General features: G+C 34.5%; 22 protein-coding genes. 7 read left to right on the forward strand and 15 right to left on the reverse strand.

Going from position 1 to position 20,578, the window contains the following annotated elements; genetic code table 11:
• Positions 1-29: 29 nt before the first annotated feature.
• From AC1W31_RS00240 to AC1W31_RS00275, 8 genes are all read right to left on the reverse strand, one after another.
• Positions 30-1,703, reverse strand: coding sequence for a tetratricopeptide repeat protein (locus AC1W31_RS00240; RefSeq protein ID WP_481732375.1), 1,674 nt, complete (start codon positions 1,701-1,703; stop codon positions 30-32).
• Positions 1,704-2,074: 371 nt separating this feature from the next.
• Positions 2,075-3,010: a PstS family phosphate ABC transporter substrate-binding protein gene (locus AC1W31_RS00245; RefSeq protein WP_481732376.1), complete on the reverse strand. Its 936-nt coding sequence runs from the start codon at positions 3,008-3,010 to the stop codon at positions 2,075-2,077.
• Positions 3,011-3,123: 113 nt separating this feature from the next.
• Positions 3,124-3,372, reverse strand: coding sequence for a hypothetical protein (locus AC1W31_RS00250; RefSeq protein WP_481732377.1), 249 nt, complete (start codon positions 3,370-3,372; stop codon positions 3,124-3,126).
• Between the two features lie 186 nt (positions 3,373-3,558).
• Complete coding sequence (locus AC1W31_RS00255) at positions 3,559-4,392, reverse strand: energy transducer TonB (RefSeq protein ID WP_481732378.1); 834 nt, start codon at positions 4,390-4,392, stop codon at positions 3,559-3,561.
• Between the two features lie 164 nt (positions 4,393-4,556).
• Positions 4,557-5,072 carry an ExbD/TolR family protein gene (locus AC1W31_RS00260; protein WP_481732379.1) on the reverse strand — a complete coding sequence of 172 codons (516 nt, stop codon included), beginning with the start codon at positions 5,070-5,072 and terminating at the stop codon, positions 4,557-4,559.
• A gap of 240 nt (positions 5,073-5,312) precedes the next feature.
• Positions 5,313-5,918, reverse strand: a complete 606-nt coding sequence (locus tag AC1W31_RS00265; RefSeq protein ID WP_481732380.1) for a biopolymer transporter ExbD — start codon at positions 5,916-5,918, stop codon at positions 5,313-5,315.
• Positions 5,919-6,090: 172 nt separating this feature from the next.
• Positions 6,091-6,930 carry a MotA/TolQ/ExbB proton channel family protein gene (locus tag AC1W31_RS00270; RefSeq protein WP_481732381.1) on the reverse strand — a complete coding sequence of 280 codons (840 nt, stop codon included), beginning with the start codon at positions 6,928-6,930 and terminating at the stop codon, positions 6,091-6,093.
• A gap of 289 nt (positions 6,931-7,219) precedes the next feature.
• Complete coding sequence (locus AC1W31_RS00275) at positions 7,220-7,618, reverse strand: hypothetical protein (protein ID WP_481732382.1); 399 nt, start codon at positions 7,616-7,618, stop codon at positions 7,220-7,222.
• Positions 7,619-7,812: 194 nt separating this feature from the next.
• Here AC1W31_RS00275 and AC1W31_RS00280 point away from each other — a divergent pair, with 194 nt between their 5' ends.
• A complete protein-coding gene (locus AC1W31_RS00280) occupies positions 7,813-8,139 on the forward strand; it encodes a DciA family protein (protein WP_481732383.1) in 327 nt (108 codons plus the stop codon).
• 33 nt (positions 8,140-8,172) lie between these two features.
• Here the strand turns inward: AC1W31_RS00280 and AC1W31_RS00285 are convergent, their stop codons facing one another.
• Together AC1W31_RS00285 and ftsZ are read right to left on the reverse strand one after the other, a co-directional pair.
• Positions 8,173-8,688: a hypothetical protein gene (locus AC1W31_RS00285; protein ID WP_481732384.1), complete on the reverse strand. Its 516-nt coding sequence runs from the start codon at positions 8,686-8,688 to the stop codon at positions 8,173-8,175.
• Positions 8,689-8,765: 77 nt separating this feature from the next.
• Positions 8,766-10,022 carry a cell division protein FtsZ gene (gene ftsZ / locus AC1W31_RS00290; protein ID WP_481732385.1) on the reverse strand — a complete coding sequence of 419 codons (1,257 nt, stop codon included), beginning with the start codon at positions 10,020-10,022 and terminating at the stop codon, positions 8,766-8,768.
• Between the two features lie 362 nt (positions 10,023-10,384).
• Here ftsZ and AC1W31_RS00295 point away from each other — a divergent pair, with 362 nt between their 5' ends.
• A complete protein-coding gene (locus tag AC1W31_RS00295; RefSeq protein WP_481732386.1) occupies positions 10,385-11,752 on the forward strand; it encodes an SGNH/GDSL hydrolase family protein in 1,368 nt (455 codons plus the stop codon).
• A gap of 19 nt (positions 11,753-11,771) precedes the next feature.
• Positions 11,772-12,869: an acyltransferase family protein gene (locus AC1W31_RS00300; protein WP_481732387.1), complete on the forward strand. Its 1,098-nt coding sequence runs from the start codon at positions 11,772-11,774 to the stop codon at positions 12,867-12,869.
• 49 nt (positions 12,870-12,918) lie between these two features.
• Here the strand turns inward: AC1W31_RS00300 and AC1W31_RS00305 are convergent, their stop codons facing one another.
• The 4 genes from AC1W31_RS00305 to AC1W31_RS00320 all read right to left on the reverse strand — a co-directional run bounded on the left by AC1W31_RS00305 (position 12,919) and on the right by AC1W31_RS00320 (position 16,447).
• Positions 12,919-14,256 (reverse strand): dihydroorotase, encoded by a 1,338-nt coding sequence (locus tag AC1W31_RS00305; protein WP_481732388.1) that lies wholly within the window; start codon positions 14,254-14,256, stop codon positions 12,919-12,921.
• Between the two features lie 70 nt (positions 14,257-14,326).
• Positions 14,327-15,325, reverse strand: a complete 999-nt coding sequence (locus AC1W31_RS00310; protein ID WP_481732389.1) for a hypothetical protein — start codon at positions 15,323-15,325, stop codon at positions 14,327-14,329.
• An 86-nt stretch (positions 15,326-15,411) separates the two neighbouring features.
• A complete protein-coding gene (locus tag AC1W31_RS00315; protein ID WP_481732390.1) occupies positions 15,412-15,696 on the reverse strand; it encodes a GldL-related protein in 285 nt (94 codons plus the stop codon).
• Positions 15,697-15,760: 64 nt separating this feature from the next.
• Positions 15,761-16,447, reverse strand: a complete 687-nt coding sequence (locus tag AC1W31_RS00320) for a hypothetical protein (RefSeq protein ID WP_481732391.1) — start codon at positions 16,445-16,447, stop codon at positions 15,761-15,763.
• Between the two features lie 767 nt (positions 16,448-17,214).
• Here AC1W31_RS00320 and AC1W31_RS00325 point away from each other — a divergent pair.
• From AC1W31_RS00325 to fabG, 4 genes are all read left to right on the forward strand, one after another.
• On the forward strand, positions 17,215-17,607 hold the full coding sequence (locus AC1W31_RS00325; RefSeq protein WP_481732392.1) for a hypothetical protein: 393 nt from the start codon (positions 17,215-17,217) through the stop codon (positions 17,605-17,607).
• A 172-nt stretch (positions 17,608-17,779) separates the two neighbouring features.
• Positions 17,780-18,172, forward strand: a complete 393-nt coding sequence (locus AC1W31_RS00330) for a hypothetical protein (protein WP_481732393.1) — start codon at positions 17,780-17,782, stop codon at positions 18,170-18,172.
• Positions 18,173-18,287: 115 nt separating this feature from the next.
• Positions 18,288-18,746 (forward strand): MaoC family dehydratase, encoded by a 459-nt coding sequence (locus AC1W31_RS00335; protein WP_481732394.1) that lies wholly within the window; start codon positions 18,288-18,290, stop codon positions 18,744-18,746.
• A 119-nt stretch (positions 18,747-18,865) separates the two neighbouring features.
• Positions 18,866-19,603 (forward strand): 3-oxoacyl-ACP reductase FabG, encoded by a 738-nt coding sequence (fabG, locus tag AC1W31_RS00340; RefSeq protein WP_481732395.1) that lies wholly within the window; start codon positions 18,866-18,868, stop codon positions 19,601-19,603.
• A 138-nt stretch (positions 19,604-19,741) separates the two neighbouring features.
• Here fabG and AC1W31_RS00345 read toward each other — a convergent pair whose 3' ends face one another.
• The gene (locus tag AC1W31_RS00345; protein ID WP_481732396.1) at positions 19,742-20,380 is read right to left on the reverse strand and encodes a hypothetical protein; all 639 of its coding nucleotides are present in this window, start codon (positions 20,378-20,380) and stop codon (positions 19,742-19,744) included.
• Positions 20,381-20,578: the final 198 nt, after the last annotated feature.

Below are 20,578 nucleotides of genomic sequence, written 5' to 3' on the forward strand. Positions count from 1 at the left end.
AGGGCTTTGCGTACTGAAATTTCTAAAATTTATTTTTTTGGAATTTTCGGAGCTTGTGTTACTGGTGTTTTCACCGCTGGCACTGACGTTGCAGGTGCTGGGCCTAACAAGAGTTTCAAACCGTCTGGGTCTTCTGGTTTAATTGCTACCGCTTTATCAACATACTCTTGAACTTTCACCGAGTCTTTCGTGACGATTGAATTATATCCAGCCAAATACTTATATGTTTCATATAATTGTTCTTTATTGGCTTTCGTCATATCCACAACCGCTAAAAACTTTTCATAATGTGGAATTGCTAACCATTTTGTTCCAGTATAGTCAATATAACTATTTGTTCTGGCACGATACAAATGGAAAGGAGCAAATTTATCATTGATGGTAATTGCTTGAGCATACATTGAGTCAGCTTTTAGTCCTTGATTATATCTTCCCAAGGTATCTTCTCTTGGTGTATAAGCCGTTACAAAATACTGAGCCATTCCTGCATAATACCAATCTGTACTATTCAATGATTGTTTTTTAGCCAATTTCCATTCCATCGACTTCGTTGCATGCTCAACTGCTTTTGCATATTTTTTCTGACTATAAGCAATTGTATACATGGTACTATAATGGTTATTGATAGTATCTAAGGGAGCAGCTTTTTCGTAATATAAAGTTGCTAATGAATCTTGCTTTAGGCATTGGTATCCTTTGGCAAAATAAACATTATCTAAGTAATAAGGTTTAACTCCAGCCTTAACCATTTTCTCTAAATTGTCAATCCCTTCCTGACATTTTCCTAATTCAACACCAGAATAGCCTCTCATACGAAATACATCATTATCAGTTGCTCCACCTGCTTCGGCTCTTTTAGTAAATTCATCCGAACCTTCATAATCCTTTGCTAAAAATAACAATTTGGCAGTCTCTAATAAAATAGTAGGAGTTGCTTCGGCTCTATCTACATACTTTCTAAATAATTTAGAAGCATCTTTATATTTACCAAAAATGATATAATACTCACCCATACGTTTGTAGTAAGGAGCGAAAGATGAATCAGTATCATAAGCACTTTGGTAGCTATTCACCGTATATTGATAGTTTTTACCTCTCAAATAAACTACCCCTAAACGAATATATGCTTTAGCGCTTTTTCCTGTCAAAATTGCTTGCTCATACCCTGTTGCTGCTGGACCACCATCGTTTTTCAACAAAAAAGCGTCTCCTTTCACAATGTACATATCAGCGGTCAAAGGTTTTTTAGTTTTTTCGGCAATCAGATCAATCAATCGAACTGCTTCACCAGGGTCGTTTGTATGCTCGTATAAAGTATAAGCCTCCGCAATACGGTACATCACGTCCGCATTTTTCATTTTAGTATCCAACAAAATTTTGTCGAATGCTGCCTTTGCACCTTGAGCATTTTTTTCAGCCAACAGAATTGTTGCTAAACCGACCGAATTTAAAGATTGTTTTGGCTCAGTTGTCAACCCTTTTTCAAAGGTTGCTTTTGCACCCGCCAAATCACCATTACGTAACTGTACGTAACCTAAATAATACATATTTTCAGCCGTTGGCGAAGCCGCCACTACTGCTGTCATTGTTGCTTTTGCCTTTGTTGGTTGGTCTCCATCCACCTGCGCCAAGCCTTGCTGAACCGTTTGTCCGTTTACTGAGTTAGTAAACAATAAAACCGCAGCCACCAATAGAGATTTCATTTTTACGTTCATCTTCCTGAAATTTAGTTGTATTTTCTTTTAATAATTTCTTTTAATATTTTCTCAGCATTAAACTATTTACTGAAAACCTACATGATATTTTAATTTTATGATGAAATGCAAAATTAAAATAAAAATTTGTTAATAAAAACCTATCTTTTATTCTTTATTCCAAGTTTTTTTAACTTTTTGACAAATGGATAATTTTAATATTAATTTGTAAATATCTTGAGTATATTACTTTAACGTTTTGACACTCGATTAGTAACAAACCTCTATAATGTTTAACAAAATATTAACAGTTACTTTAATTTGGGATTGTAGATTTCAGATTTGTTTAGTCCTAAAAAGACTAATTCATAAATTCAAAATCATTTGCTTTCCACTTGTCTAATTTGTAGAGGCTGAGTTAAAGGAATCAACCCATTTTTATAAACGATCAATTGTCCTTGTTCAAGCGTCATGTAATTAACAAATCCCGTTCCCAAACCCATATGAGCCTCTCGTAAAATTAACTTAATTTGACGGGTCAAAGGGTATTTTTTTAGCGCCAAATTATACCCAAATGGTTGATAGTAATCATCTTTGGTTGGATTTGGTTTATTGGCTACTGACAATACATTTATACTTCTAATAAAAGTCAACGATGTAGGGTCATCGCCATCGCTAATCCAATTTGAGCCAATTACACCCATGGCATAATCATGCGTTTTTACATATTCAATCACTTCTTTATTAGACTTTGCGGCAAAGAATGATACTTTCATTTTGCGGTCAATCTTGAAAGTATCAATCAAAAATGTCAAATTACTTGAACTTGTTCCGTCAAAAACCAACACAATATCATTACCACTTTTTGCCCATTTTTTCTGTGTTCCTCTCATAATTGCTTCTAATTCTTTGGTCGTAATCATGGTATCACGATTCGATTTATTAGTAATCAAAGCAACGCCATCACCCGCAAACTTAAAACTCTTATATCTAAAATCATCTCTTTTAAAAGTTTCCTTTTCAGTGGCGGTCAGTTCCCGTGCAATAATTGCCATCCGAGCTTTTTCATTCAACATCAGCGCTACCGCTTCACCTTCTGGTTTGTAAATCAGATTTATTTTTGTATAGGGAAATGTTTTTTCAAAAGCCATTTTTTCAGCTTCAATAATTTGCTGAAATGATTCATCAACGGCAACGGTAATTGTGCCATTGGCAGGGGAGTCTAATACTTTACCTTCTTTATCTTTTCCTCTTCCACAAGATGTTAATAAAACTGTGCCAGCCATTATTAACATTAACATTTTTATATTTTTCATGGTGTTGTTTGGCTATCAGCTATTAGTAATTGGCTTTAAGCTTTCAGCATTTTATTTGTCTCAGATTAAAAATTTTACGCTTAATATAGTAATCGTTAGACCACTATAAACAATTACCCTTTTCTTCCATCGTAATACTCGTATTCATCATCTTCATCATCTTCTCTAAATTTTTCATAAACTCTCCAAGCCCTGTACAAACCATAAATGATTAGTAAAGCCGCCAAACCATAAACGTAAATTTTAGAAGGCAACATCATTACGGCAAAATTTGATTCAGGATAAATGATTAATAATATTCCAATTAAGGAATACGATAACGCCATCACGGCATTGACTATGGCAAAGGCTTTATTTTGCATTGTTTTTATGGGATTAGCCGATTTTAATATTTACGAAGGTTGATATATTGAAGTATAAAATCTTAGGAAAAAATCTAAAACTTCATAGTCACTCAACTCATAAATGAACCATCTTTTAAAAATGAAACCTGCCAGTTTCCTGACAGGTTTTCAAATTTACACTATGATTGTTCGATTACTCGAATACTATTCTGACAATTGGAAGTTGATAGGAATCGTAAATCTCGAACGTACCGCACGACCAGACTGCTTGCCTGGTGTCCATCTTGGAACAGATTTAATTACTCTAACTGCTTCTTCATCACAACCAAATCCTACTGATTTCAAAACATCAACGTTTTGAATAGTACCATCAGTATTTACCACAAATTGGATATATACTTTACCCGATACGTTAGCACGTTGTGCGGCAGCAGGGTATTTAAGGTTTTTCTGTAAGAATTTACCAAAAGCTCCTATTCCTCCTGGAAATTCAGCATTTTGTTCAACCGCCGTAAAGATTTCTTCCTCTTTTGGCTTTGGTGGTTCAACGGGTGCTTCTTCTCTCGGTTTTGCATCAGGATCGGTTGGTGGTGCTTGCACGTCTGTTTCACCTTTTACAGTTTCAGATGCAGTATTACCTTTCACCTCTTCTGGTGGTGGTTCTGGTTTGGTTACCTCTTCATCTTTTTTGATTTCGGGAGGTAAGAATTTTGTCGTCGTCACCTGCGGAATTTCTTTCGGTGGTGGTGGCGGTGGCGGTGGCGGTGGCGGTGGTGGTGTTTTATTCTCTGGTGGTGGCTGGTCAATTTTCATGACATTCGCCGTTACTTCAACTTTATCTTTTGCTAAGGTTTCTGATATTTTGTTATATGCAAAAGACAAAGCAAAAACGGCTGAAACAGAAGCTATACCTACCAATAAAGACCTTGTAACCACTTTGGGATATTCTTTCCGTAAGAGAAAAGCTCCGTAGCTTTTGTTCTTATCTCGGAAAATAATATCATCCAGCGTTGAATTTGGACTTATTACGTTTGACATAATTCTCTGATGTTAAGGGCAGTTATTTCCTTTAATTATCTATGAAATAAATAAATTATCTAATAATCTACCAAATAAACTTTTTCTGTGGATTTCCACTAATTAAAATTAAAACTATTTTTTTAGTTATCAAAATATTTATAACTATTTTTTTAGTTTTTATTTTATAATCCTGACTTTTTAATTAGCTCTTCCGAAGATGGGTCAATTCCTAAGATGGCATAACGCTTGTTTCCTGTGATAGCACATTCATCAAGTAAATCAACCATATTCTTATATTTTGCACCTTTGGCAGCTTTAATTACAATCGTGAAGTTATCACCAATTCTTTTCTTATAATCAAACAAAACAGTACGAATACCTTTGTTTGAATAATCAGTTTTGAGCAATTGAGTAGTCGCATCGGTCGGAAGTCCTTGATAGTAATATACTTTCGTGGAATCAGGAATAACTGTCAATGTTTCTGACATTTTTACTTCTGATTTTTCATCTTTCTCCGTTTTGTCAGGCATATTCAACTGCATTACTACGGGCTTAGCTAACGTCGTGGTTAGCATGAAAAAGGTTATTAGTAGAAAGCCTAAATCCACCATGGGTGTCATATCAATTTTCGTTGATGCTTTCTTACTACGTTTTTTACCACCTTTTTTGCCCCCACCATCTTGACTTATTTCTGCCATTTTTTGGGGAATGTTAGATAGTTGATAATTGATACTTAATAATTAACAGTTCGTCCATTAATTCATTAAACTTTCAATTATTTAGTTGTCTTTAATAATTTGCTCCTAAAACCTTATAAATTTAGTTCACAGAGAGTTAAAAAATGATTAACTGTTTCTATCAACGATTAACTGGCTTATAAGACCCTGCCTTTCGAGAGAGAGGCAGGGTTAAAACTACTGAGTACAACTAAAATAAAATTATTTTGGCTTACCTTCTGGTGATGTTATCAACTGAAAAACGTTAATATTCTGATCTTGCAAAGTGTTAACGATTGAATTAAACACTTTATAGTTAGAATTTGCATCACCTTTGATTGCCACCTTCAAGGCTGGATTCGCAATTTTTGCGTAACTAACCCAAAGGAAAAGTTCATTATTTGCAGTATCTAAAGGAATACCTTTCAATAAACCTTGAGCTTTTACATCCGAAGGTTTCATTCCTAAAACCTGACGCATTGCACCTGCTGGGTAACCTACCAATTCAGAAGCATTATAATTCTTCTGCATTTCTGGAGTAACAGTAATTCCCATACGGTTTGCCATTCTTTCAAGCATGGCATCTTTTGCAGTTTTGTCTTCTGTTCCTAAGAAAATTCCTCCGTCTGGTCCAACTGAGATGGTCAAATAACCTTCACCGGCTGGGAGTTTCTTCTCTGAGATTGATGAGGGTGGAGTGATTGTTACGGCTTCTTCGGGCTTAAACTTTGCAGTTAGCATGAAGAAAGTCAGTAGCAAAAACGCCACGTCGCACATTGCTGTCATATCGAGAGAAACGCTTTGTCGTTTTGCTTTAACTTTTGACATAATATTTTAATTTGAAAATTTGGAAATCAGTTAATTTGATAATAATATAACGAAAAAACTAATTTACAAATTGATTAATTAGATAAATATTCAACAAGATTTCTTGAAGATTTTAGATTTGAAAATAATTTTCAAACGCATCGGCGTACCGATTACCTAATTTTCAAATTGATCAATTATGGTGGGTTGCATAGTTTTGGTTGATGCTCAAACCAATTTCATCAACGCTATAAGTCAATTCATCAATTTTAGACGTAAAGAAGTTATACGCAATGATACAAACTGCAGATGTACCAATACCTAAAGCCGTATTTACAAGGGCTTCAGAGATACCGTTTGCTAAAGCTGTTGAATCGGTTGAACCACCTGAGTTACCAAGTGCCGAGAACGCTTTAATCATACCGATTACTGTTCCTAATAGACCGATTAGGGTAGATACTGATGCCAATGTAGCGATGATTGTTAAGTTTTTCTCTAACATTGGTAATTCCAATGAAGTAGCTTCTTCAACTTCTTTGCTTAGGGCAGCCAATTTTTGCTCTTTGTCTAATGAACCGTCGGATGTTAATTGCTTGTATTTTTTTACAGCTGCTAACGTTACGTTTCCTACCGAACCTTTTTGCTTGTCGCATTCCTTCAATGCTCCGTCTGTATCGTCTTTGTCTAACAAAGATTGGATTTTACGAACGAATGCATTTACATCTCCACTTCCTTTTGCTTTTCCGATTGTGATAAGACGCTCAATTGAGAATGTCAAAGCAGTCAAAAAGCAAGTCATTAATACTGGCACAATAACACCGCCTTTAAAAGCGATAGCGAGATAATCGCCTTGTTTTGGGGCACCTTCATTTGTACCGCCTTCGAAACGAGAACCGTCGCCCATAACAAAATGGAAAAACAATTCTGCAAGAACAAAAAGAATTAACATAACCACGCCTGCTGGAATGCCGCCTGATTTTTTTTGAGCTGGTGCTGCTGGTTTAGCAGCTGGGGTTTTTGCTTGTGTACTCATTAGTTTGGTAATTTTGGGTTTAAGTTAAAACACAGTTTTAGGTGAATTTTAAAATAAAAAAATGAAAAATGACTTCCCAGCAAAATAATCTACTGAAATAGATTGCTTAGACAGTTTGACAAATCTAACATAAAAATTTTTTAGTTTTTATATGCTTCGTGTCAAGTTTTGTTAAAAAAATATTCAACTAAACCTTTGGATTGTACTATCTTAATAAAAACGTCTGTTTTGAAACTTTTTTGAGGTACTATTTCAAGAAAATAATTTTTCGTAGAAAACGTATGATTTTTCATAGTTGTCTATTTTTCAGAAAAACTTGCTCAATTATCTCAATTTCGTGAGTAGTTTCTGGGTGCGTAAAATGGGGTAAAATACTTACCATTTTTTCTAATTTTGTATTATTTCCTCGGATAAAAATTTCTATTCCTTCTGGATTATCAAGTAAATTAGTTAGTAAAGACATTAGTTTTGAAAAATTACTTTCTATTTCAGTATCAATTAAAATGATTTTTTTGTCTGATTCTGAAAGCAATTTATTGGCAAAGCTTATTATTAATGGGTCGGAATGATTATCAACATCGTAAAAAGTGGTATTGATTTTTTTTTCTTTCAGTTTGGAAATAATTGGATTAAAGAATTTTACATCTTCGGGGCGTTCGGTTATTTGAATATATAGTAAAAGGTTCATCGTTTTTTGAATAATTTTAAAGGCTAATTAATGAATAATAGTGGCTGTCCGTGGTTAAAATTTACCACCTATTTAATACAAATTGGCTTGTCATTTTTTTAAGATTTTAATAATGCTTCCTAATTTTACTATTAACATTTTAGGTTTTTTGTTATTAGCCGCTTATCTTCATAGCTCATAAATCATAAATTCATTTGGCACAAGTATATCAATATAACAGAGAAAATTCAAAACGTAATAATAAGGCTTTGCCTTTGAAACAGGCCATTGAGGATATGCTTGAATTGTATAAGTTGCGTTCTAAATTCAATGAAACTTATATCGTGGCTTATTGGGAACAAATCATGGGGTTACCCATTTCTTCCAGAACAACGGAAATTTATATTAAAGAAAAAAAACTTTTTGTTCAATTGGATTCTGCGCCTTTGAGAAATGAATTATTGATGGCAAAATCTAAAATTGTTACGTTGATTAATAAAGAAGTCGGAGAAGATATTATTGATGATGTGGTTTTTATTTGAGCGGTGAGCAAAATAGTAATCTTTGAGAAGGTTTCAATGTTGAATTCCATTTCTTATTCTTTTCATTTCGCTTTTCAATACAAAATATTTTATCGTATAAATCACAGATAATAATCCGAGGGATACCAAAAGTGAAATTAATAAGCTTTGTTTCTGTTGGGTTTCTTCAATGATGTGATGATTTTCTTTGGTGTAGCCTTTATGCCTTTCGGTCAATTCTATTAATTCTCTATTCTTCTGACTCAATTCATTATTTTGCATAATCAAGTCGTTGTATTTATTGGTAAATTCTATTTTTGAATTCTCCTGAATATGGGTTAATTCTTCCAAAATTTCATTGTCTTTCTTGATAATTTCGTTCAATGCATCAATGGTTGTTTGTAAATCGTCTTTTGAACGATTGCCAAATAATCCTGAAGACAGGCTTTCGGTTTCTTTATATTTTCGATAAAGGTTTTCACGTTCTAACGTCAGTTTATTGATTTGTTCTTGTGCGTATAGAAAATTGGAGAAAGTAAAGAAAAGAAATATCAAAAAAGGCGTTTTCATGTGTTTGAATTTTGGGTTAAAATATAATCCCGCAAAAGGAGTTTATTTTTTTGCGGGATTATTTACGAAAGTATTGTTTACAAAGAGTGTCTCTGAAACTCTACACCTTTGATTTCTGAAACATCCAATAATTTTATACCATATCGTTGAAAAGCAGGAGATTCAAGTTCGTCTTCAGTAGGAGTTTTTTGGCAAAAAGCATCTATCATCTTACGTAAACGAAGGGTATCATCTTCACGATGCGTAAAAACGATTGGTTGAATTGGTTTCGTTTCTTCATCTTCTTCTTCCGAGATTTCTTCTTCAATTACGGGATCTTGTTCGGCTACTTGGAAGATTTCTACGGGAATTTGCTTTTTATCAAATCCTGCTGCGATAACGGTGATACTCATTTGTTCTCCAAGCGTTTCATCAAGAATAAAACCTAATTTGAAACCTTGTGGTTGTCCGCCAATTGCTTCAATAATGTGCGAAGTAATGGTTTGTTGTTCCTTCACACCCATAATTTTTTGCTTGCTGGTGGCTACTGTTACCAAAATGCGTTCAGCACCTTTAATATCACGATTGTTTAATAAAGGAGAATCAAGGGCTTTTTCAATAACATCTTTGGCTCGATTTGGCCCTTGAGCAGTTGCCTGACTCATGACGGCCTGTCCAGCATTGCTCAATACTTTTTTAACATCCTTGAAATCGGCGTTTACTTTACCTGACTTCGTAATGACTTCGGCAACTGATTTTGCGGCATTTGCTAACACATCATCGGCGTGTTCAAAGGCTTCAAGAATATTGAGGTCTTCAAAAATTTCGAGCAATTTATCATTCAATACCACTAAAACAGTATCACAAATATCTTGAAGAACTTTGATGCCAACATTGGCAGCATCAATTTTATCGGTACCTTCCCATGAATACGGAGCAGTTACGATGGCAACGGTTAAAATGTCTAATTCTTTGGCGATACGAGCAATTTCTGGAGCGGCTCCCGTTCCCGTTCCTCCACCCATACCCGCAGTAATAAAAACCATTTTGGTTTCACCTTGCAAAAGAGACCTAATTTGAGCTTCACTTTCAAGTGCTGCCAAACGCCCTTGGTCGGGTTCAGTACCTGCCCCAAGTCCTTCGGTAAGAATTGCACCCAATTGAAGTTTTATGGGAACTTTATTATCGTTTAGTGCCTGTAAGTCGGTATTGCATACGACGAAATCAACATCTTGAATATTCATTTCGTACATATGTTCGACGGCATTGCTACCACCGCCACCAACACCTATAACTTTGATAATGTTGTCTTTCTTTTCGGAAGGGATTTCAATACTGTGTTCGTAAAAAGCCATAGCTGTTTTTAGAGAAGGATTATTAGATTGGCGGAAAATTATAAAGAGTGATATTAATTTAGGATATTGTTTTCTAATTTTGTTATATAACTTAGCATTTATTTTTAGCAGATTATTTTCAATCAAAAAGTTAAATTTTATTGCTCAATTATTAACATTAAATTAAATATTATTAACTTGTGAAATCGTTTCATGATGAATGAATGATATAAGTTATTGATTATGAAATAATTATTGGAATAATGGTTGAGGATATATTTCTGCAGAAATCCCAAGTAGACATTCAAAATTAAAAGAAAAATTTGAATTCCAGTATAAAGTTTAAGAAATTTTTGAAAGAAAAATCTACATAATTTTTTTTTATGAAAAAGTTAAAGTTTACTTCTACTGTTATTATACTTGTTTTAGGGATTTATCAAATCCCTAAGGTGATGGAATGGTTTTTGGGTCACGCCCGTTTTCGTCATGTACAAGTGAATTTTATGGTAATCGAACGCATCTGTGATGCTTTCGGTATTTTTATTGTTCTGTTTTATTTATTATCCATTACTTACAAAAAGTATTGGAATCAACAGACCTTTAAAAAAGTAATTCCAGCGGTTTCCTTTGCGCCTATATTCATTTTTAGTTTTCTTTTGGTTAAAGAAATTTATTTCCATTTTAGGGCGGTAGATAAACTATATATTTATTATAAAAAGAACATCGGAATCTTGGGCGATGTTTTTATGGCAGACGATACACTGGCACATCGGGGGATTCCGAATGGTTCGGGCGTGAGTGTCTATCCCTTAGAAAATCGTCAAATTAGTGTGCCAATTCAATTAGATAATGAAGGTTTTAGGATTTCTCTGAAATCTAAAAATATTGATTCTGATACACTGATGATGTTTTTGGGTTGTTCTTTCACTTGGGGAGATTATTCTTTGGCAGAAGAAAATTATCCATCGCAAACAGTTGATTTACTGAAATATAAGTCATTGAATTGTGGAACTAATGCGTATGGATTAGCTCAAATGTTGATATTAGCGGAGCGAAAAATACTCCAACATCATCCTAAAATTGTGTCGGTTCAGTATTCTCCTTGGTTAGCAGACAGGGCAAGATTTATGTTTTTTCCTTCGGCTTATGGCGTGATGCCTTTCCCTTTTGTAACGAAAGATGCGGAATCAAAATTTTACATTCACCAACCTTTTTTCTGTTCTTCGTTATATAATCCTGACTATAAATATTACAAAACCTCGCCAAAATCGTTCGCAGATAAGTTTTCGTTCTTTTTTAAGGTTGGCATTCCTGTAGCCATTATTGATAGTTGGAAACAACGCATTGCTCAGTGGAAGATGGTTTTGGGAATTTTACCAACGGCAGAACCAGATAATCAGAAGATTGAAAAATATGTTTACGAACGGATTTATGAACTTTGTAAACAAAATGGTGCTAAGTTGGTCGTATTAAATTTGGGAGGTTTTGGATATTCGAACGAGCAACGCCTGAGCAATCATTACGACCGTAAATATTTTCAGAAGACGATGAATTCGGAAATGGTTAAAAATGTAACCTTTATTGATGCCGATTCGGTTTTGCGGGCCGAAATTAAACCAAATGAAAATTATTCAAAATATGTACATTGGGGAAAGGTGAATAAAACGGATTCATTAATCTATGATAATCATCCCAATCCATTGGCTCATAAAATTATTACTAATACTTTGGCAGAAGAGATTAAGAAGTAGAGATTTTAAAATTGTTTATATGATTCAACACACAAGTAGTAGAAATCAAGCAATTGATTTTTTAAGAGGTATTGCCATTTTCTTGACGCTTTTTAGGCATTATGGAATAAATATTTATCTTTATAAAATTGGCTGGGTTGGGGTAGATTTATTTTTTGTATTAAGTGGTTTTCTGGTATCTGGATTATTATTTGGCGAATATAAAAAGACCACGAAGATTAATTTTATTAGGTTTTTTGTGAGAAGAGGGCTTAAAATTTATCCACTTTTTTATTTTTTATTTGCGCTATATTTTGTTGATATTAAATTAGACCTTACTAAAAAAATAAATTACCCTTCTTTATTACCTGAAGCGCTTTTTTATAAAAATTACGTTGGCGGAGATGCTTTTTGGATTCACACGTGGTCAATTGACATTGAGGAACATTTTTATCTGTTAATGCCTCTTTTGTTTATGGCACTCGTTTTTATGACCAAAAACAAAGAAAATGCCTTTAAAAGCATCCCTTATTTGTTTATCATAATTGCCATAAGTTGTTTGTTTTTAAGAATATTAGCCACCATTCATTATCCGTTTTCTCATGTCAATAATGTGTCGCCTACGCACTTACGGATTGATTCATTATTTTTTGGTACGCTGTTGTCTTACTTTTATCATTTTCATCAAATACGACTGGCGGAATTTGTTAATGATAATAAAAATGCGCTTCGAATTGGGAGTTTTATTTTGCTTTTGCCTTGTATTATTTTTTGGGATTATGATCCTCAAATGACCACATGGGGCTTTTCTTCGCTTTATTTAGGATTCGGAGGTGTTTTATTGTTGAGTATTTACTCAAAAAACAATTATCCCAAATTTTTGCAAAAAATATATGGTTTGACGGCTTCGATGGGCTTATATTCTTACGGAATTTATATCATTCACTGGACTTTAATCTGGTGGTTTATTTTACCAAATGGTGGATATTTAGACAGTCATTATCCTGTAAAATTGCTGGTGTTTTTCCTGTATCTTGGGGCAACATTTTTCTGTGGTTGGGCTTTGTCCAAAACCATCGAAATTCCATTTTTAGCTTTGCGAGATAGATTATTTCCAAGTAAATCCAAAGCATTTTAAGAAGTTTGGGAAGATTAACGAAACTGAATTTCGTTAATCTTCCCATTTTCTATCGTTCAAATAAAAGCCTTTCCCCAGTTACATTTTCATTAAAATTCCCTTCTTCAAAAGCTAAATGTCCCGATACAAATGTGTGTGTAATGTTTGAATTGAAGGTTTTTCCTTCCAAAGGTGACCATTTGCATTGATAATAAATATTGTCTTTCGAGATAGTCGTTTTGTCGGCTAAATCTACCAAAAACAAATCTGCCCAATAACCTTCCCGAATATAGCCCCGTTTAGAAATCTGAAAACAATCCGCCACGGCGTGCGACATTTTTTCGACGATGCGTTCCAATGAAATTTTACCTTCGTGATAAAATTCTATCATCAAATTCAAAGGATGTTGCACCATAGGCAAACCCGAAGGCGATGACCAATAAGGATTTTGTTTTTCTTCCCACGTGTGCGGCGCATGGTCGGTGGCAATTACATCAAGACGATTGTCCAAAAGTGCGGCTAACAACTGTTGTTTATGTCCGTCGGCTTTCACCGCAGGATTACATTTTATCTGATTTCCGAGTGTTTCATAATCACGAGCATCAAAATAAAGGTGATGCACGCAAACTTCGGAAGTAATTTTTTTCTCTTTTAATGGAACATCATTGCTGAACAAATGCGTTTCTTCGCCCGTGGTGATGTGCAGAATATGCAAACGAGCATTGTGTCGTTTTGCCAATTCAACCGCCATAGAAGAAGATTTGTAACAAGCCTCTACATTACGGATTTCGGGGTGAACCCGTGGATGCGGATTATCGCCAAAACGTTGTTTATAAATTTCAGTATTTGCACGAACCGTCGCTTCATCTTCGCAGTGGGTAGCAATCAACATCGGGCTTTTTGAAAAGATATTTTCTAAAGTTTTCTCATTATCCACCAACATATTGCCCGTGGACGAACCCATGAAAACCTTGATTCCGCAAACATTTTGGATATTAGTTTTCAAAACTTCCTCAATATTATCGTTGGATGCTCCCATATAAAAGGAATAATTTGCCAAAGACGTGCGAGCCGCAATTTCATATTTATCCGCTAAAAGTGTTTGATTGAGGGCATTGGGAACAGTATTAGGCATTTCCATAAAAGTTGTAACGCCACCCGCTACGCCCGCACGAGCTTCCGAATGGATACAGGCTTTGTGCGTAAGTCCAGGCTCACGGAAATGAACTTGGTCGTCTATTACGCCCGGTAGAAGGTATTTGCCATTGGCATCAATCACTTTATCTGCCTGTAAATGAGACAAATCGGTACTGATTTTATCAATGAAACCATCTTTAATAAAAACGTCTTTGGTTTCGATTTTGCCTTCGTTGACCACTTGGGCATTTAGAATTAGTATTGTGTTCATGGGGTAAAATTACAAAAGCCATTACTTTGGGTGACGGCTTTTGAGGATTATTTTTGTGATTGTGTTAATATTAATCCAACAAACCCTTATAATTAGAATCCTTCGATGGATTGAGTTCTATCTTTTTTTCCGAAGGTGCATCCAAAGTAATTAATTTGAATTCACCTTGATTATAAGCATCCAACATCTGTTGTCCTTTGTCAGTCAATATACCGTTTTGAATATCTACTGAATTGATAAAATCCATTGAATAATCCATCGCACGTTTCATTTCGCCCAATTTTTTACTCATATCATCTTGAATATATTCCATTGATTCATCAAAATAAAACTTTTTGTCTGGATTGCCTTTAAAGATGCTGATAGCGGTTTTTAAAGCATTTGAAGATGACTTTACAATCTCGTATTCAGCTTCTTTTAATTTGACCTTAATTTCAGTTTCCTTGATAATATAATCTGCCGACGAAGCTACTTTTTCCATAAAACCCATCACCGTTTTCATATTTCGTTGCAATGGAAGCAATTTCTCATTCATTTCCTGTAAACCTGCGCCTTCGATAGTTGCCAAAGCGGCTGCTTCTTTCATGCCAGGTTTATCGGCCATTGAATTTGCTTTGTTGGCTTCGGCAAATTTAGCTTTGATATTATCGTTATTTTCGTTGATTTTTTTGTTCAATTTCACCAATTGACCCGCCAAAATATCAATCTGTCCCGACATTTTTTCTTTCTTTTCACGTAAATCAGAAATGTAGATTTTCATGATGGCAATTGGATCGAGTTGAACAATTAAGCCCGCAATTTTGCGCATTATCGTCTTGAACAAAAAGAACACGGCTGTTCTGACATCACGGCTCGTAACCAAGAAAATCATTAAGCCCAAAACTGCCAAAAGTCCTCCTAAATAGAGCGTATTTGAAGTTACTTTAATCAGAAATTCAACAATGATGTTGAAATAATACAGTCCAAAAGCACCTGCTGCGGCTAAGAAAAGCAAAGATGTAATGCCTTCAGGCTTGCTCCAGAATGATTTTTGAGGAGATTCTCCTCCAATTTGTGATAAATCTGCCATTGTTATTTTCTATTTTGTTAATTGGTTATTTTTTAGTTTTTGGTAATTACTCATGCCATGACTCAAAGTCATGGCATGAGTTTATTTTAATTTAAATGAGTCTGACGAATCTTATAAAATAAATAAAAAAATGTTGTTAAAGCAGAACCAGTAAATATGAAAAATAGCCAAATGATTTTATATTTTCTTGTGGACTGGTCATTTAAAATTAAGAAAGCAATATATCCAACTAAAAGTATTTCTGGAATAAAACCGCAAATTAACCATGTATTTGCTCCATGCCAATGTAAAATCTTGAATAAACACCCCAAAAATATTATAGCAAAAACTATAAAATGTAAACCTAAAAGCACTCTATAATTTTTATACATAAGGTTGTGGTAGATTTGTACTTGTACGAGTTTAGTCCTCCTTTTTTCCTGCTTCCATTTCTTCTCAGCTCAAATACTGCGAAATCTTTGCAATATCGCCTTTTATTTGCTCAACAAACGAATTGTACGTGATTTCGTAATTGCTTTTATTGGTCGTAATCTTGGCACTTTGTTCCGAAATATCAGTCGTGATTTTGGTAATTTTTTCACTATTTGTGTTAATCCGATTTTGTAAATCAATGATTTGTTTGGCGATTGCTTCGTTTTCATCTTGCGTAGCTTTCAAATCATTTTTCAAACCGCCCACTTTTTGAGAAATGGCCGATTCAACATCTTTCAAAAAACTCTGACGGTCATTGTCCAAAATTCCAACGTACTGATTGGCAGTATTGGTTAAAACCGTAACATCCGTAATGCCACCCATGGCCTTGAAACTCGCCCAAGCTGCCTGATATTGTTTATCTTCTGGGAGTCCCAAACCCGCCAAACTTTTTAAAGCCTGCATATATTCAAAATAATCAGGCCCTTTCAAATTAGAATTTTCTATTAAGGATACAAAATGATCCACAAATTTTTTATCTACCACACCCGTTCCCGAAGCATTTTGCACGGCTACGGTCTGTTGCACTTGCACCTTCGGGGGCGTTCCTGCTTGCGTAGGAGTGGAGGTTGTTTGTGTTTGGGTATGGGCCGTATTTTCTTCAATAAAGAAACTTAATAATTTACGTCCAAAACTTTTTTCTTCTTCCATGTTTGTAAGCTGTGAGCAATGAGCTTTCAGCATTAAGTTTAATCGTTAAAAAGGGATTGTATTATTGCAGCTCAAAGCTGGTAGCTCATGGCTTGATTTTTGAAATTTACTATTTTTCTTAAAAACTACCTACAATATTAATGATTCTGTGCAATCAATTACTATTTCAATGTTAAGAATGGTTGCGTAGGTTGATGGTGCCTTGGATTTGCGTGATATTTTATAACTAATCACATCAATCAGGCAATTCAAACCAATTTTGACTCACTTTATCACATTCATCTTGAGGTGGTTGGTTATTAAATATAATTTTGAATCGTAAAATAAAAAAATAATCTTATCTGGTTGCAACTTATTCATTATCTGCATCTTATTTACAGAACTTAAAAAAACAGTCATTAACCTTTAACCATTCAACCTATTTTCTAACACCACTTATCATAAATTTTTACCAAAACATTAGAAATTCTACCATTCAATCAAGTAAAATGACCGATTAGCTAATATGTATTGCATAGTACTATCTTTAACAAATAACTTTGGCACATCAAAACGGAAAAACAAACCTCTTAACAAAAAATACTAAACCTTAATTTCTTTAAATAGTACAAAATCTAAACTTACATAAAATAAATAACTAAGCCTTTTAAATACAAGTATCTGTTAATCAATTAATTAAATCTATTTAACTAAAAATTACAATTTAATTACCTTTAAAAATTACAATTATCTAAACAGTATTTTAAACAAAAAAAACACATAAAAAAATGAAAAATCTCGTAAAAACCTTCGCCATTGCTGCTTTGTCAGCTTTAAGTTTTATCTCAAATGCAACAAATAATGGCATGGCACCCACAAAATCGAAGACTTTTGAAGTCGGTATGTACCAGTCCGTTAACACCATGAAGATGAACGTTATGATTGAAAAATCGACGGATAAAAATCTGATAGTTACCTTGAAAAATGAAGAAGGAGAAACCCTTTACTATGAGCGAGTTACTAAGAACACTAAAATGTATCATGGAAAATATGATTTGAGTGAATTGGCCGATGGAAAATATACTTTTGAATTCACAAAAGGAGATGAAAAACTAATAAAAGAAGTCAATCTATCTTCACAAGCGTCTACTGAAAATACTCGTCAGATTGTCGTTGAATAAGTTGAAATCGTTCAAAACCGAACAAAGACTCTATCAAAACCGAACAACTATTCTTTAAAGTTAAATATATAAATTACTGATTATTAAATAGTTAAACTGTTGTAACGTATATTTCAATATAATTTCTAAACATTATTTAAAATTTAAACAAACATTCTAAACAATTAAAAAAATGAAAATTTTAGTAAAAACTTTCGCAATTGCTGCTTTGTCAGCCATGACTTTTATCTCTAATGCAACGGACACAAATGTTGCCCCTATGAAAGCAAAAACTTTTGAAGTAGGGATGTTTCAAAGTATAAATTCTTTGAAAATGAATGTAATGATTGAAAAAACAGACGATAAGGATTTGATTGTCGTACTGAAAGATAGTAAAGGTGATATTTTGATTAGAGAACGAGTGGCTAAAAAAGATAAAAGCTATCACGCCAAATATGATTTGAGTGAATTGGAAGATGGAAAATACACTTTTGAATTTACCAAAGGAGACGAAAAAATAGTAAAAGAAGTAAATTTAGTAACGACTAAACCTACCGCAATTAACCGCCAGATTGCAGTTCATTAATACAATATCTCTTTAACCTACTATGAAAATAAAAACCGTAATACGATGATGATTCGTGTTACGGTTTTTTTGTTTATGTTTGTAATACGGCGGTGCGCCGAATGACAAACTCACTATGAAAATTTTTCCAAATTTAGCATTACTCAAAGCTCAAGTAGGGCAGGAGATAGGCACAACGCCTTACATGACTGTTACCCAAGAGATGATTAATGATTTTGCCAAAGCCACGCAAGATTTTCAGTGGATTCACGTAGATGTAGAAATGGCAAAGAAATATTCTCCTTTCAAAACGCCCGTAGCGCATGGATTTCTAACACTTTCGCTCGCTCCCAAATTTATGGCCGACCTTTTTAAAGTTGAATCCGTGAAAATGGGCGTGAATTATGGTGTCAATAAAATCCGATTTACCTCCGCCGTGCCTTCCGGTAGTCAAGTTCGTATGCGAGCGAGTTTGATGGAAGCCGAAGATGCGAAGCCTTCAGGTTTGAGAATCACGATGAATTGTATTTTTGAAATTGAAGGGCAAGAAAAACCTGCTTGCGTGGCGGAATTAATTTCGATGCTTTATGAGTGAAATACAATTTGTGAATTGTGATTTAGTGATTGGTGATTAGATTCACTTAATTAAATTATTCTTTCAAAATTCACAACTTATTTTATTAGGCTTATTAAATCACAACTCACAAATTGAATATGAGATTAAAAGACAAAATTGCCATTATTACCGGTGCTGCCCGAGGAATTGGAGCGGCTGCCGCTGAGTTATTTTGCCGAGAAGGGGACACCGTTATCATCTGGGATTTATTAGAAGCTGGTGAAGAAACTGCTTCTAAACTTCGTGAGCAAGGATTTCAATGTGAATTTATGCACATTAGTACCACCGACGTTCCTACCATTGAAGCGGCAAGTCGTGAAATTTTTGAGAAATACGGTCGAATTGATATTCTGATAAATAATGCAGGAATCACTCGTGACAAAACCCTTTTGAAAATGTCGCACCTTGAATGGCAAATGGTTATTGATGTAAATTTGACGGGCGTTTTCAATTGTACAAAATCAATCGCTCCGTTTATGGTTCAACAAAATTATGGTCGAATTATTTGTACTTCTTCGGTTGTAGGCGTGCATGGAAATTTTGGACAGACCAATTACGTAGCTGCCAAAGCGGGTGTAATCGGCATGGTGAAAACGTGGGCGAAAGAATTGGGAAAATATAACATTACTTCTAATGCCGTTGCGCCTGGTTTTATTAAAACCGAAATGACCGATGCTATTCCAGAAGCCGTTCGTTTGGAGGTTATTAATTCTATTCCAGTAAGAAGAATGGGCGACCCAATGGATATTGCCAATGCTTATTTATTTTTGGCTTCGGACGAATCGGGGTTTGTGAATGGACAAGTTTTGGGCGTAAATGGCGGGCAAGCTTCTTAATGAGTGATGAATTATAAGTGATAAGTTATGAGTTGAATTTAAAAAAGTAATAATTTTTTATAATAAATTACCATAAAAAAAGTAATGAGTTATGAAGTAAAACATTCATAACTCATCACTCATAATTCATCACTAATCTTAGTGTCCACCATTTGGTTTTGGACCACCAGGACCACCTTGTCCTTTTCCGTGAGGAGGAATCTGTAATTCTGCCGTAAATACACCCGCTGAGGTGAACTTCAATACTTTATGACCCATACCGCTATCCAATCCAACAATGAGGTTTCCATCTGCATCCGAACCGGCACGTTTGATGGTGTAACCTGCATAATTAGCGGATACGTAAGCACTTACGCTGGCAGGAAGCGCCGTGATAGCTACTTCTGTCAATTTTGCTTTCGCTCCATAACGTTCTAATTTCTGAACGAAAACACCATTTGCATCAAATAATAAACCAGTGTCAACACCATTCAATGATAACCCAACTACAAATTGACCTTTATCATCTTTCCCAGCAAATTTAATTGCTGCGCCTGCATAATTTGTATTGATATAAGTTGTAACACTACTTGGCAAAGTTGCCGCATCAATACTCGTTAAATTTCCTTTACATTTTCCTCTCGTAACGGTATCATTGATAGCCGCAGTACGGGCAGCAGACGATGCCATTGAAGAAAAAACTTCATCCAATGAGGTGTCAGGGGTTACATCCTGGGTTTTACAGCTTGCCAAGAAAAGCCCCGACACAGCAGTTAGTAAAAACAATACTTTTTTCATGTTGAATAATTGTTAATTAATGATGTTCGGTATAGAATACGAGGGTAATTTAATTTGTATTGCTTTTGTTGTAAAAATTATTTTGATTCCCCTTAAAATATCCAAAAACAGCCATAACAACTAATCTCAGTAAATTATATTAAAAATATAATAATGTAATTATTGGTATTTTTTTACCAACAATATTGACAAAACAAC

The organism is Arcicella sp. (genome assembly GCF_964672035.1).

Coding starts and splice junctions, on each gene's coding strand:
- AC1W31_RS00315 (WP_481732390.1), bottom strand. CDS start 15,696: ATGTATAAAAATTATAGAGTGCTTTTAGGTTTACATTTTATAGTTTTT.
- AC1W31_RS00240 (WP_481732375.1), bottom strand. CDS start 1,703: ATGAAATCTCTATTGGTGGCTGCGGTTTTATTGTTTACTAACTCAGTA.
- AC1W31_RS00245 (WP_481732376.1), bottom strand. CDS start 3,010: ATGAAAAATATAAAAATGTTAATGTTAATAATGGCTGGCACAGTTTTA.
- AC1W31_RS00320 (WP_481732391.1), bottom strand. CDS start 16,447: ATGGAAGAAGAAAAAAGTTTTGGACGTAAATTATTAAGTTTCTTTATT.
- fabG (WP_481732395.1), top strand. CDS start 18,866: ATGAGATTAAAAGACAAAATTGCCATTATTACCGGTGCTGCCCGAGGA.
- AC1W31_RS00295 (WP_481732386.1), top strand. CDS start 10,385: ATGAAAAAGTTAAAGTTTACTTCTACTGTTATTATACTTGTTTTAGGG.
- AC1W31_RS00250 (WP_481732377.1), bottom strand. CDS start 3,372: ATGCAAAATAAAGCCTTTGCCATAGTCAATGCCGTGATGGCGTTATCG.
- AC1W31_RS00285 (WP_481732384.1), bottom strand. CDS start 8,688: ATGAAAACGCCTTTTTTGATATTTCTTTTCTTTACTTTCTCCAATTTT.
- AC1W31_RS00260 (WP_481732379.1), bottom strand. CDS start 5,072: ATGGCAGAAATAAGTCAAGATGGTGGGGGCAAAAAAGGTGGTAAAAAA.
- AC1W31_RS00335 (WP_481732394.1), top strand. CDS start 18,288: ATGAAAATTTTTCCAAATTTAGCATTACTCAAAGCTCAAGTAGGGCAG.
- AC1W31_RS00300 (WP_481732387.1), top strand. CDS start 11,772: ATGATTCAACACACAAGTAGTAGAAATCAAGCAATTGATTTTTTAAGA.
- AC1W31_RS00255 (WP_481732378.1), bottom strand. CDS start 4,392: ATGTCAAACGTAATAAGTCCAAATTCAACGCTGGATGATATTATTTTC.
- AC1W31_RS00325 (WP_481732392.1), top strand. CDS start 17,215: ATGAAAAATCTCGTAAAAACCTTCGCCATTGCTGCTTTGTCAGCTTTA.
- AC1W31_RS00275 (WP_481732382.1), bottom strand. CDS start 7,618: ATGAACCTTTTACTATATATTCAAATAACCGAACGCCCCGAAGATGTA.
- AC1W31_RS00330 (WP_481732393.1), top strand. CDS start 17,780: ATGAAAATTTTAGTAAAAACTTTCGCAATTGCTGCTTTGTCAGCCATG.
- AC1W31_RS00265 (WP_481732380.1), bottom strand. CDS start 5,918: ATGTCAAAAGTTAAAGCAAAACGACAAAGCGTTTCTCTCGATATGACA.
- AC1W31_RS00345 (WP_481732396.1), bottom strand. CDS start 20,380: ATGAAAAAAGTATTGTTTTTACTAACTGCTGTGTCGGGGCTTTTCTTG.
- ftsZ (WP_481732385.1), bottom strand. CDS start 10,022: ATGGCTTTTTACGAACACAGTATTGAAATCCCTTCCGAAAAGAAAGAC.
- AC1W31_RS00270 (WP_481732381.1), bottom strand. CDS start 6,930: ATGAGTACACAAGCAAAAACCCCAGCTGCTAAACCAGCAGCACCAGCT.
- AC1W31_RS00310 (WP_481732389.1), bottom strand. CDS start 15,325: ATGGCAGATTTATCACAAATTGGAGGAGAATCTCCTCAAAAATCATTC.
- AC1W31_RS00305 (WP_481732388.1), bottom strand. CDS start 14,256: ATGAACACAATACTAATTCTAAATGCCCAAGTGGTCAACGAAGGCAAA.